The organism is Arthrospira sp. PCC 8006 (genome assembly GCF_046480465.1).
Taxonomy (GTDB): domain Bacteria; phylum Cyanobacteriota; class Cyanobacteriia; order Cyanobacteriales; family Microcoleaceae; genus Limnospira; species Limnospira platensis.
Genome location: NZ_PKGG01000046.1, coordinates 1 through 12,264 on the forward strand (window position 1 = coordinate 1; position 12,264 = coordinate 12,264).

Sequence of the window (12,264 nt, forward strand, 5' to 3'; positions counted from 1 at the left end):
GCTTATCATGGCTTGCCTCTCCGCATCTTGATACTGTCCATGCCCGTAACATTTGCCAGATTATATTGTCTAGTTTAGTGAAGGTCTCTGCTGAGACTACCGCTGAATAATAGTTTGACCATCCCCGAATAATCGGGTTTAGTTTACTAATCAGGGCTGACTGAGGTGCGGTTTTATATTGTTTGATTACACCTTTTATCACTTCTGTGTGGGCAACAACGGCTTTTTGGCTGGGTTTTATGTGGGTTTTATGTCCGATTAATCGACTCTTATATCCCCCTGTTTTTCCAGACTTGTATTTTCCTACTGGGTATTGCCTGATATTGAATCCTAGAAAATCAAACCCAGGTTCTTCTGTTTTGCCATTATACTCAATAGGTTTGAGTGTGTGATAAATTCGAGTCTTTTCGGGTTTAATCTCTAATCCTACAGGGTTTAACCATTCGGTGATAGCAATTTTGCACTGTTCAATGATTCCTAGGTCTTTGGATATGACTACAAAATCATCGGCGTACCGTATTATCGTGGCAAAAGGTTTGTAGTTGGTATTCTTGGGATACATTTTTTCTATTAACCTAACCATCCCCAACAGTGCGATGTTGGCGAGTATTGGACTTATTACCCCTCCCTGTGGTGTCCCTGCTTCTGTATCCTCAAATACACCGTTATCTAGCACGCCTGCTTTGAGCCATTGTTTCAGGTCTCTTTTTAGGCTGCTTGAGCAATGAATTTTGGACAGTAGGTAATCATGGTTTATTCGGTCAAAACATTTTGCTATGTCCGCATCCAGTATGTAGTATCCTCCTTTGTTTATACTTTGGTATATTCTGGATATTGCGTCGTGGGCARACCGTCCGGGACGGAACCCGTAGCTTGTGCTTTCAAATCTCGATTCCCATTCAGGTTCGAGAGCCGACTTAACCAAGGCTTGCCTAGCTCTATCTTGGATTGTGGGTATTCCTATTCCAGCTTTTTTCATCCCTACCAGGTTTTGGAATCCACACCCTTCGCAGTGGTTTTGCTTTGAGGTTTCCCTTAATGTTCTTGACCAGTTCAAACCTTTGTCTTGGAGAGATTACTCTTGCTCCATCAACACCGGCTGTCTTCTTGCCTTGACCCGCTTGGGGGGCGGGTTTATTAAGCTGACTGTTGGGAAGCATGGCTGACCGTGGAACCCGCCCCTACAGCCGCACTGCTAAGAGCCGGGCGTAATATGATTTCACCAGTAGACGTTGCAACCTTCTAACCTTTGCATCCTGTCCCGATTTAGCTGCTTGGAATATACTCTTTTGGAGCTTGAATACTTTCCGTTGAACCTTAGTCCATGGGATTGCCTTCCATGCGTTGGTCGTAGTCTTGATTGGTCTGGGTTTGCCAAATCCTCTCTTTAAACTCGCTATCGCCATTTGTACACCTACTAGACTCCATTCCTTACAATCAAACCGTGACCTGTTAGCATATCCCTACCATTACAGCAGGGCGTTGGCTTTTGGTCACATCTCACATCCTCTAAGACTTGTGGTTACACTTATCCCTACTGACTTTCTCGACCAGATAATCAGAGTCTAGGAGGACTTAAAACGTTCCGTTTATACGGGCATTCCATCTTTAGATTTGTCCTCTCCACCGAGGTACTTTTAAAGGTCTGTGTAGGTGTTGCATAGAGAACCCTACTTTTCCCTTTACTCTTTTGAGCGCAGCGTATCAACCTATTTCGCTACTTATCTATTACGGTGGTTCAAGCCGGACATTCGGTTTCCCTAATCATGGATGGTTGGCAGTGGTCTCGATTCTGGTATTAGGTTCTACCTTGGAGCCTTCCGTTCCCCGCTTCAATCCTGGGGTTGTGATTCCCAAAACTGGGGGTGGCTATCGCCGTTACCCTGAATCTCTAACTTCTACTTATCTATTCCTATAATTTCTATAAGGAATTTGTATGGGTTAGTTTGTTTTGACCTTGGGTTCCCTGCCTTGATTTGTATCGTGGGATACTAATCGTTGGGACATATAAACAGTTATGAGGATGGTCAGGAGTGCGCTCCTTATATTCAACCAAGGGGTTGAAGTCCCCACCAGGCGGTTATTTCAGGTATTTCAACCTTATTTCATGCCTGAACGTCTCGCACCTATCGCCATATATATAGCACTAGTCAATACGGTTAGGACGCAGCCTTGAGAACAGAATCCATGGCATCATCGAGAGAATCAAACTGCTCACGTGCAATGGCGAATGCGGGCTTTCAACCACGACCAACATTTCTCTATCTTGTTGAGGTCTGGCGAATAAGGCCGAAGATAGAGTAAACGGCATTGAGCTGCCTCCACCAGTTCAGCCTKCCGCCCCCCTTTATGAAACGTTGCATTGTCAAATACTAGAGTCTGACCTGGCTTCAATGTTGGAATTAAGATGAACTCCAACCACAACTCAAACACTGTCCGATTMCAACATTGAAGCCAGGTCARACTCTAGTACTGGACAATGCAACGTTTCATAAAGGGAGGCGGCAGGCTGAACTGGTGGAGGCAGCTCAATGCCGTTTACTCTATCTTCGGCCTTATTCGCCAGACCTCAACAAGATAGAGAAATGTTGGTCGTGGTTGAAAGCCCGCATTCGCCATTGCACGTGAGCAGTTTGATTCTCTCGATGATGCCATGGATTATGTTCTCAAGGCTGCGTCCTAACCGTATTGACTAGTGCTATAAGTAGGTTGGGTGGAGGTAACGGAACCCAACAACACCATCTCTCGGTTATGTTGGGTTTCACGGAGTTTCACCCAAACTACCAAGAGCGATCGCTTATTTAAGTAGGTTGGGTGGAGGTAACGGAACCCAACAACACCATCTCTCGGTTATGTTGGGTTTCACGCTCGTTTCACCCAAACTACCAAGAGCGATCGCTTATTTAAGTAGGTTGGGTGGAGGTAACGGAACCCAACAACACCATCTCTCCGTTATATTGGGTTTCACCCTCGTTTCAGCCCACCTACAAATGTTGGGTGAAACCCGAGCCACAAAGAGCGATCGCTTATTTAAGTAGGTTGGGTGGAGGTAACGGAACCCAACAACACCATCTCTCGGTTATGTTGGGTTTCACGCTCGTTTCACCCAAACTACCAAGAGCGATCGCTTATTTAAGTAGGTTGGGTGGAGGTAACGGAACCCAACAACACCATCTCTCGGTTATGTTGGGTTTCACGCTCGTTTCACCCAACCTACAAATGTTGGGTGAAACCCAAGCAACAAAGAGCGATCGCTTATTTAAGTAGGTTGGGTGGAGGTAACGGAACCCAACAACACCATCTCTCGGTTATGTTGGGTTTCACGSANGTTTCACCCAACCTACAAAGAGCGATCGCTTATTTAAGTAGGTTGGGTGGAGGTAACGGAACCCAACAACACCATCTCTCGGTTATGTTGGGTTTCACGCTCGTTTCACCCAACCTACCAAGAGCGATCGCTTATTTAAGTAGGTTGGGTGGAGGTAACGGAACCCAACAACACCATCTCTCGGTTATGTTGGGTTTCACGCTCGTTTCACCCAAACTACCAAGAGCGATCGCTTATTTAAGTAGGTTGGGTGGAGGTAACGGAACCCAACAACACCATCTCTCGGTTATGTTGGGTTTCACGNGMGTTTCACCCAACCTACAAAGAGCGATCGCTTATTTAAGTAGGTTGGGTGGAGGTAACGGAACCCAACAACACCATCTCTCGGTTATGTTGGGTTTCACGCTCGTTTCACCCAACCTACCAAGAGCGATCGCTTATTTAAGTAGGTTGGGTGGAGGTACGGAACCCAACACCACCATCTCTCCGTTATATTGGGTTTCACCCTCGTTTCACCCAACCTACAAATGTTGGGTGAAACCCAAGCAACAAAGAGCGATCACTTATTTAAGTAGGTTGGGTGGAGGTAACGGAACCCAACAACACCATCTCTCGGTTATGTTGGGTTTCACGGAGTTTCACCCAACCTACCAAGAGCGATCGCTTATTTAAGTAGGTTGGGTGGAGGTAACGGAACCCAACACCACCATCTCTCCGTTATATTGGGTTTCACCCTCGTTTCACCCAACCTACAAATGTTGGGTGAAACCCAAGCAACAAAGAGCGATCGCCTTCCAGTTGCTGTAAGCGAGCCTCCAATTCCCGCAGCCGCGTTTCCGCTAACTCCGCCCGCTGACGCTGTTGTTCAGCTTCCTGACGCTGTTGTTCGGCCTCCAAGCGCTGCTGTTGGGCTTCCTGACGCTGTTGTTCGGCTTCCTGGCGTTGCTGTTGGGCCTCCAAGCGCTGCTGTTGGGCCTCCAAGCGCTGCTGTTCAGCTTCCTGACGCTGCTGTTCGGCGAGTTTGGCTAACTCTGTGGGGGTGAGAAATCGCTGACCATCAGGACGATAGATGGTGAACTGCTCCTCAATGAGTTCAAAGCGAATCCCTAACCGGGGACTCGTCCAGTTTTCCGCCTGCTCAATCAGTTCCAGCGAACCCGTTTGATTGCGTATCCACCCGTGAAAATCAAAACGGTCTGGTATTGCACAGTGAGGAATGATTAAGAGAACGGAGGAAGTTGTCCATGCTTCAAATAATAGATAAGTAAGCGAATTGATTTGTACAACATCTCAGTGGACTTGGAATAACACAAAGTTTTGCGATGTAGCCTGGCTAAATAGTGCCTCAGACGGCAGTTTTCTCCTTCTACTCTTGTCATAGCCGTTTTGCTGACTAGATGATTGCAATCCTCAATTAAGCAAGGATAAACTTTGTATCCGTCCGTAATATATAGAAAAAAAGGTGCGAGACGTTTAGGAATCAAATAAGGCTGCAATGCCTGAAATAACTTCCTAATGGGACTTTCACCCCTTGGTGGAATATAAGGGATTCACATTCCTGACCATCCCATAACTGTTTATATGTCCCGACGCTTGGAGAAATCTAAGCAAGGCAGGGGACTCAAGGTCATAAACAAACTGAGAAATCAGGGCGTTGAGAGTAACGGCGATAGCCACCCCCAGTTTCAGGATTCACAACCCGTCAGATTGAAGCGGGGAACGGAAGGCATGAGGGAAACCTAATCCCAACAATCCGACCACTGCCAACCATCCATGACTAAGGAAATCTGAATGTTCCGGCTTGAACCATCGTAATCTAGAAGCAGCGAAATAGGTTGATACGCTGCGTCCAAAAGGGCAAGGGGAAAAGTAGGGTAATCTTGTTATCACCTACACAGACCTTTAAAGGTACCCCGGTGGAAAGGACAAGTCTAAAGATGGAATGCCCATATAAACGGTACGTTTAAACCCCTTTTAGGCTCTCGGCAGGTACATCTATCTTGTTGAGTAGTGAAAGTGTAATCGTATGCCTTTAAGGGGAAGGGATGTGACTGAAAGCCAATGCCTAATTGTAATGGTTAGGATATGCCCACTAGTCACGGTGTAGATATAGTTACTGCAATCAACAGGAGTTTAACGGCGAAAGCGAGTTTAAACACTACGATGTTGTATTTAGCTCCAAAAGTTGAAGTACAAAAGCAGGGGTTGGTAACCCTGTTCCCGTTGCCAAGGGGTATCTACATCAGGAGCCGTGTGATGCGAAAGTATCAAGCACGGTTTTGAATGGGAGTGGGGGAAGGCGACTTCCCTCTCGACCCCTACCCCCAGCCCCGAATCATTTGCCATAATGTGGTAAAAGTCAGCAATGAGCGGTCGCCTATGACAAACTTCAGAATTCCAGGCAGTTTGGTATTCACAACTGTCCAGACCCAGATGGTTTTTTTTTGAACCCACAAAAGTCTGAAGCTCATCAATTTGAGCTATTTCAGGAATTTCATAGTTTTCCTCATCACATCTGGGTTTCTGCAACTCTAACCCAGTTAAGTATTGTGTTGTGAGAAATACCAGTGACTCTCTCAATGGCTCGAAATCCCATGCCATTGAGGGACATTTTCACACCAAGCTCTTTGACATCAGAACTGTAACCTCCAGGACAGGGATTTTCTCGAAATTGGCGACCACATTCACGGCACAGGTAACTCTGTTTTCCCTGACGATGACCATTTTTGACTACTTTATGGCTTTGGCAATAAGGACAATCCATCTTGATTTATTTGAGAATATCATTTTCTATTATGCAACACCGTGGTTGGAGTTTATCTTAATTCCAACATTGAAGCCAGGTCAGACTCTAGTATTGGACAATGCAACGTTTCATAAAGGGGGGCGGCAGGCTGAACTGGTGGAGGCAGCTCAATGCCGTTTACTCTATCTTCGGCCTTATTCGCCAGACCTCAACAAGATAGAGAAATGTTGGTCGTGGTTGAAAGCCCGCATTCGCCATTGCACGTGAGCAGTTTGATTCTCTCGATGATGCCATGGATTCTGTTCTCAAGACTGCGTCCTAACCGTATTGACTAGTGCTATATTACCATGGTTCAGTCGGACATTCAGTTTCCTTAATCATAGATGGTTGGCAGTGGTCGAGTAGGAGGTAGGCTCCTCCACACGCCTTCCGTTCCCCGCTTCAATCCTGGGGGGGTTATGATTCCCAAAACTGGGGGTGGCTATCGCCGTTACCCTCTGCTCTGTGATTTCTCRGTTCGCTTAGGACCTTGGGTTCCCTGCCTTGCTTAGTTCCCTAAGCGTCGGGACATATAAACAGTTATGAGGATGGTCAGGAGAGGTTTCCTTATATCCAAACTCGGGGCTGGAATCCTCACCGGCTAGTGATTTCTGGCATTTCAGCCCTATTTCATACCCGAACGTCTCGCACCTTGCGCTTACACTTATCACTACTCCGCAGGTAAATCCTGCCATCTGAGAGCCTAAGAGGGGTTACGACGTTCCATTTATGTGGGCATTCTATCCTTAGATTCGTCCTTTCCACCGGGGTACTTTAAAGGTCTGTGTAGGTATAGCACAAAATTATCCTACATCTTGAAGATGGATTGTTAAAACCTCTTCTTTTTCCCATTGTCCTTTTGGACGCAGCGTGTCAACCTATTTCGCTGCTAGTGTATTACGATGGTTCAAGCCAGACATTCGGTTTTCCTAATCATAGATAGTTGGCAGTGGTCGAGTAGGAAATAGGTTTTTCCATTACGCCTTCCGTTCCCCGCTTCAACCTAAGGGTGTGAATCGTTAAATTGGGGGTGGCTACCGCCGTTACTCTCAACTTTCTGCTATATTGGGGTCATAACTCCCTCAAACAGTCCGTATATTGACCCTGAGTTCCCTGCCTAGTTTGGATTCTCATCTCCAAACGTTGGGACGCATAAATAGTTATGGGATATTCAAAGAGTTTCAGCCCTCTTTTATTCAACCAAGGGGTTGAAATCCCACTAGGAGGTTATTTCAGGCATCTCAGCCTTATTTGGTCTCCTAAACATCTCGCAATTAGGGGTCGAGATAGACCTCACGGTCTACCCCTCCCATTCAAAACCGTGCTTGCGAGTTTCCCAGCACACGGCTCCTAGTTTGACTGCCTCCTTGTTAAGAGTACAGCATCATCTCTTCATCAAGAGCTGTTTTATCATCGTGACAGTGCCRCGATGTAATAAAACAGCTCTTGATGAAGAGATGATGCTGTACTCTTAACAAGGAGACGGTCAAACTAGGAGCCGTATGAGGTGAAAGTCTCAAGTACGGTTCTGAATGGGAGGGGATGGAGGTGACTCCATTCTCGACCCCTAATTGCCCAACCTAGATAATCCGAATTAATAGCCTTTACCATGACTCATTTTGCCCCTGATGCTGATATCTGGCCGCAACTTCTCCAACAACTCCTAGATCATCAGTCCCTGTCCACCGACCAAGCCTCAATTTTAATGGAAGGATGGCTGAGTGAGTCTATCCCCCCTGTGTTATCCGGGGCGATTTTAGTGGGGTTACAAACCAAAGGAGTATCTGGGGAAGAGTTGGCGGGAATGGCGAAAGTATTACAATCGCAGTCCCAATCAGGAAATCTACCCACCCCCAGCGCAGATGGTTTAAAATCCCAATTTTCCCTAATCGATACCTGTGGAACCGGGGGAGATGGGGCATCGACTTTTAATATTTCCACTGCTGTGGCGTTTGTGTGCGCCGCCGCCGGGGTTCCGGTGGCTAAACATGGGAATCGCTCGGCTTCGAGTAAGGTGGGCTCTGCGGACGTATTAGAGGGGTTAGGGGTCAATTTAGGAGCGCCCCTAGAAAAGGTTAGGGCGGCGGTTGAACAGGTGGGGATTACTTTCCTATTCGCACCGGGTTGGCATCCGGCTATGAAGGCGGTAGCGCCCTTACGTCGAACTCTGAAGGTGCGGACGGTATTTAATCTTTTGGGGCCTTTGGTGAATCCCCTGCGTCCGGTAGGACAAGTTATTGGGGTGTTTGATCCGAGTGTTTTGGATGCGATCGCAAACGCCCTAGGACATCTTAACATCGAAAGAGCTATTGTTCTCCACGGGCGGGAGGGTTTGGACGAGGCGGGTTTGGCTGATGGTACGGATTTAGCTATTCTATCTGAGGGTAAGGTAATGCGATCGCTCCTGAACCCAGAAGATTTAGGCATCAATGCCGCCCCTATTAGCGCCCTGAAGGGGGGAGAACTATCGGAAAATATGGAAATTTTAACCCAGGTGCTACAAGGGAAAGGAACGACCCCCCAACAAGATGCTGTGGCGCTCAATAGTTCCCTAGCTTTACAGGTGGCTGGGGTAGTTCCACTCCAGGAACATCACCAAGGCTATAGCCTGGCGCTGGATATTCTCCAAAGTGGGGCGGCGTGGTCAAAATTACAGGAGTTAATCGAGTTCCTGAAGTCTTAGTTATGGATTGATTTTCCTTTGGCGATCGCTCCTAAATGGTAGGTTGAAATGGTGCGATCGCTTTGGGCAGGTTATCACCGAGAATTATGAGGATCCGACAGGCGTTTATAGACCTCCGACAGTAACCATTCCGAAACGACATTTTGAAAAGCATTGTCATTCATATAACGAGCGAAAATATTTTCATTTTGATCTACACGCTCGACAAAAAGAGACTCCACAATTTTCTCAAACAGTAAACCAAATTTATTCACCGAATTGACTTGGGCTGCTTGTTGCAGTGCTTCCGTGTTGACAGCCGCTTCAACAATTTGGTCGAAGAATAGTTGGTCAGCTTGATTAAAATCAGTACCAAAGCGGTTATTCAAAACATCAATTAACTGTGACAGCTTAACAGAATTTTCCCGCAAAATTGCCGTACCAATTGCTGGGGAGCCATCTTGAGGAATCGTTTCTCCTTTTTTTAGGTGAATTGAGCCTTCACTGATTTTCTGAAGACGATAATATTCAAGTTTAATCTCACTATCAAAATCATATTGGTCTTGATTTGAGGGACGCAATAATTTAGTAGCCAAATGGCGGAGAAAAATATAAACTTGCTCCAAATCCGAATCCTGATAAGGAATAATCTGGCTTAAAAAACTATATAAATTGCGAAAAGCTGTTAATTTTCGTCGCCAGAGTTCTGCCGCTTCAACATCCTGCTCGTATAACGCCCGAAATCGATCTACAGCCGGATCTAGAGCAGCATTCATCCCTTGATGATCGCTAGGAGTCTGACGCTGTTTTGGCTTAAAATAAATAGTGCAAAATCTGTTAACTTCTTCACTTAAATATATTCCAGAAGCGTCGAGTTGACTTTTAAGGTGGTAAAGCTGTCCGGGTTCTGCTTCCTGTCCCAACTCTGCACCTTCATAAAACTGTTGAAAAGCCTCTTGAATTTCTTGACGTTTATTGACAAAATCGAGGATAAAAGTATCTTCTTTATGAGGGTGGGTGCGATTCAGCCGAGAGAGGGTTTGTACTGCTTTAATACCCGCCAACCGTTTGTCCACATACATGGTATGCAGTAAAGGTTGATCGAAACCCGTTTGATATTTTTCCGCAACTAATAACACTTGATAATCATCACCCGCAAATTTTTCGGCTAATTCCTTTTCCCGAATTCCCTGATTCATTTCTTCTTCGGTGTAAGTTTTTTCCGGTATTTTGTCATCATTGACAATTCCGGAGAAGGCAACTAAACTCTTGATGTCATAGCCTTTTTCTTTAATGTACTTATCAAAGCTCTGTTTGTAACGAACGGCTTCCAGGCGAGAACCTGTGACCACCATTGCTTTTGCTTTACCCCCAATTTTATGCCGCGTAAAATTATTAAAATGTTCTACCATAATTTGAGTCTTTTGGGCAATATTATGAGGATGTAAGCGCATAAAATGAGTTAGAGATTTAGCAGCTTGCTTCCGTTGAACATGGGGGTCATCACCCGAGTCTTTGAGCAGTTTAAAGTAAGCGGTATAGATGGTGTAGTTTTTTAAGACATCCATGATAAAGCCTTCTTCAATAGCTTGACGCATGGTGTAACGATGGAAAGGTTCACCTTCACGCCCAAAAAATTTCAATGTTTTGTGCTTGGGTGTAGCGGTAAATGCAAAAAAGCTGAGGTTGTCTTGTCGGGAGCGTTTTGCCATGCTGAGGAACATCTGTTCTAAATGTTCTAATCCTTCCTCTTGTGCCATTTCACGGGCTTTCTGATGTAATGTTTCACCCCCTAGCACCCCCTTCAATTCTGTCGCCGTATCTCCAGATTGTGAACTGTGGGCTTCATCAATAATCACCGCACAGCGACGAGTGGTTAGTCTTCCGCTTCCCTGTTCGTTTCGTTCCTCTGCAAGTTTAAGCAACTGTCGGGTTACAAAAGGAAATTTTTGCAGGGTTGTAATAATAATAGGAACAGCACTTTCTAGGGCTTCCGCCAACTGCTTAGAATCTTTATCTATTTTTTGAATAACGCCTTGTCGATGTTCAAATTGATAAATGGTATCTTGTAGTTGTCGGTCAAGAATACGCCGATCGCTAATCACAATGACAGTTTCAAAAATTCGCTGGTTTTCTGTGTTATGCAGAGAAACCAAACGATGGGTTAACCAAGCTATTGTATTACTTTTGCCACTTCCTGCCGAATGTTCTATTAAGTAATTAGATCCGACTCCCTCCTCTTGGGTGGCTGCAATCAATTTTCGGACGGTTTGCAATTGATGGAAACGAGGAAAAATCATGGTTTCTTTCTGATATTTTCGCCCGCGATCGTCATATTTTTGTTCGATTTGTACATGAAGGAACTGAGCCAGAAGGTCTAATAAACTATCCGGTTGTAAAATGTGTTCCCAAAAATAGGCGGTGCGATAGGTTCGTCCTTGGGGGTCGCGAGGGTTTCCGGCACCGTTATTGTCTCCTTGATTAAACGGTAAAAAATGGGTGGCTTTTCCGGCGAGTCTGGTGGTCATCCAAACTTCTTCGGTATCAACGGTAAAATGAACTAAAGTTCGCCGTTTAAACTCAAAAATAATTTCGTGAGGATCGCGATCTTGACGATATTGTTGTTTCCCCTGTTCTACGGTTTGTCCGGTTAGAGGGTTTTTTAGTTCCATTGTGACAATGGGGACCCCATTGAGACTTAGAGTAATATCGAGTTCATTTCGATGGCGATCGCTATATTGAAGTTGACGGGTAATCCCAAGTTGATTGGCTTTGTAGCAGGTTTCCAAGTCAGAATTGAGGCTGTGGGCAGCTTTGAAATAGGCAATCCGCAGGGTGCGACCATAACATTTGAAACCGTGACGCAGGGTGTGGAGTGACCCGTAGGTATCCATCCATTTACACAGGTCGGTAATGATTTGATTACCCGTGTTTTCTCAGTGTAAGGCTTCTAATTTTGCCCATGCTTTGGGTTGGGTTTGACGGATAAAATTAAGGGCAATATCTGGGAAAATGGCTAGATTTTTTTCAAATGGGGTTAGGGGTTTAACATAGCCCTGTTTTAGAAGAGAGTCTTCTATCACTTGCTCAAAGGCTTTTTCGGTATGGCTTTCTATGTTCATTTACTTTTTTCTTTTGATTTTTCGGATTTATTTTTGCCCTTAGATTTTGCGATCGCTTCTATTCGGGAAATATGTTTTTCTAAGGCTTGAACCAATACAAAGCAAAATTCATCTAGTTGTTGTGACTGTTGAGTTTTTAAAGTTCTGAGCCGTTTTCTGGCATCTTTAAGGGGAAGATTATTTGTTTTCCCCAGTATTCCTTGAATTGCTGCTTTGCGCTTATCTTTCAGTTCCCTATGATTGAGACCAAGTTTCTCAATTGTCATGGCTGCTGCTTCGTCTCCATCCCTACTTTTAATCTCTCCTCGTAAGTTAAATACAAAGCGAGATTCACAGGTTGGTTCTAAAGGAGAAACAAACAAATGTT

The 12,264-nt window shown here is 45.3% G+C and carries 8 protein-coding genes and 6 pseudogenes; 4 read left to right on the plus strand and 10 right to left on the minus strand.

Annotation, left to right across the window (positions count from 1 at the left end):
- The 4 genes and pseudogenes from B9T16_RS09380 to B9T16_RS09395 form a co-directional block, all read right to left on the minus strand.
- On the minus strand, window positions 1-979 hold a 979-nt coding region (locus tag B9T16_RS09380), incomplete at its 3' end, for a reverse transcriptase domain-containing protein (protein ID WP_410244618.1).
- Complete coding sequence (locus B9T16_RS09385) at window positions 939-1,160, minus strand: hypothetical protein (protein WP_014275017.1); 222 nt, start codon at window positions 1,158-1,160, stop codon at window positions 939-941. The genes B9T16_RS09380 and B9T16_RS09385, both read right to left, overlap by 41 nt.
- Window positions 1,161-1,181: 21 nt before the next feature.
- Window positions 1,182-1,406 (minus strand): reverse transcriptase N-terminal domain-containing protein, encoded by a 225-nt coding sequence (locus B9T16_RS09390; RefSeq protein WP_014275016.1) that lies wholly within the window; start codon window positions 1,404-1,406, stop codon window positions 1,182-1,184.
- Window positions 1,407-2,159: 753 nt separating this feature from the next.
- Window positions 2,160-2,448 (minus strand): annotated as a pseudogene (locus B9T16_RS09395) (transposase); the annotation flags it as partial.
- Between B9T16_RS09395 and B9T16_RS09400 the strand changes: the two are divergent.
- Window positions 2,440-2,683, plus strand: a pseudogene (locus B9T16_RS09400) (transposase); the annotation flags it as partial. The pseudogenes B9T16_RS09395 and B9T16_RS09400 sit on opposite strands and share 9 nt — an antisense overlap.
- A gap of 314 nt (window positions 2,684-2,997) precedes the next feature.
- Window positions 2,998-3,267, plus strand: coding sequence for a hypothetical protein (locus B9T16_RS09405; RefSeq protein WP_410244619.1), 270 nt, complete (start codon window positions 2,998-3,000; stop codon window positions 3,265-3,267).
- A 790-nt stretch (window positions 3,268-4,057) separates the two neighbouring features.
- On the opposite strand, the pseudogene B9T16_RS09410 reads toward B9T16_RS09405, so the two are convergent.
- From B9T16_RS09410 to B9T16_RS09420, 3 pseudogenes are all read right to left on the minus strand, one after another.
- Window positions 4,058-4,528: pseudogene (locus B9T16_RS09410) on the minus strand (hypothetical protein); the annotation flags it as partial.
- A 20-nt stretch (window positions 4,529-4,548) separates the two neighbouring features.
- Window positions 4,549-4,785: pseudogene (locus tag B9T16_RS09415) on the minus strand (IS1 family transposase); the annotation flags it as partial.
- An 867-nt stretch (window positions 4,786-5,652) separates the two neighbouring features.
- Window positions 5,653-6,092, minus strand: a pseudogene (locus tag B9T16_RS09420) (IS1 family transposase); the annotation flags it as partial.
- 42 nt (window positions 6,093-6,134) lie between these two features.
- On the opposite strand from B9T16_RS09420, the pseudogene B9T16_RS09425 reads away from it, so the two are divergent.
- Both B9T16_RS09425 and trpD read left to right on the plus strand, forming a co-directional pair.
- Window positions 6,135-6,396, plus strand: a pseudogene (locus B9T16_RS09425) (transposase); the annotation flags it as partial.
- 1,326 nt (window positions 6,397-7,722) lie between these two features.
- Entirely contained in the window at window positions 7,723-8,796 is a 1,074-nt protein-coding gene (gene trpD / locus B9T16_RS09430) for an anthranilate phosphoribosyltransferase (RefSeq protein ID WP_006620313.1), read from the plus strand.
- A 74-nt stretch (window positions 8,797-8,870) separates the two neighbouring features.
- On the opposite strand, the gene B9T16_RS09435 is transcribed toward trpD, so the two are convergent.
- From B9T16_RS09435 to B9T16_RS09445, 3 genes are read right to left on the minus strand one after another with little or no spacing between them, the layout of a single operon-like run.
- Entirely contained in the window at window positions 8,871-11,669 is a 2,799-nt protein-coding gene (locus B9T16_RS09435) for a type I restriction endonuclease subunit R (protein WP_410244620.1), read from the minus strand.
- Between the two features lie 42 nt (window positions 11,670-11,711).
- Window positions 11,712-11,897, minus strand: coding sequence for a hypothetical protein (locus B9T16_RS09440; RefSeq protein WP_410244621.1), 186 nt, complete (start codon window positions 11,895-11,897; stop codon window positions 11,712-11,714).
- On the minus strand, window positions 11,894-12,163 hold the full coding sequence (locus B9T16_RS09445) for a hypothetical protein (RefSeq protein ID WP_410244622.1): 270 nt from the start codon (window positions 12,161-12,163) through the stop codon (window positions 11,894-11,896). The genes B9T16_RS09440 and B9T16_RS09445 overlap by 4 nt, the downstream gene beginning before the upstream one ends.
- Between the last annotated feature and the right edge of the window lie 101 nt (window positions 12,164-12,264).

Excerpts from the sequence above, each read along its gene's own strand:
- B9T16_RS09385 (WP_014275017.1), bottom strand. The coding sequence starts at position 1,160 with ATGCTTCCCAACAGTCAGCTTAATAAACCCGCCCCCCAAGCGGGTCAA.
- B9T16_RS09390 (WP_014275016.1), bottom strand. The coding sequence starts at position 1,406 with ATGGCGATAGCGAGTTTAAAGAGAGGATTTGGCAAACCCAGACCAATC.
- trpD (WP_006620313.1), top strand. The coding sequence starts at position 7,723 with ATGACTCATTTTGCCCCTGATGCTGATATCTGGCCGCAACTTCTCCAA.
- B9T16_RS09435 (WP_410244620.1), bottom strand. The coding sequence starts at position 11,669 with ATGGATACCTACGGGTCACTCCACACCCTGCGTCACGGTTTCAAATGT.
- B9T16_RS09440 (WP_410244621.1), bottom strand. The coding sequence starts at position 11,897 with ATGAACATAGAAAGCCATACCGAAAAAGCCTTTGAGCAAGTGATAGAA.
- B9T16_RS09445 (WP_410244622.1), bottom strand. The coding sequence starts at position 12,163 with ATGACAATTGAGAAACTTGGTCTCAATCATAGGGAACTGAAAGATAAG.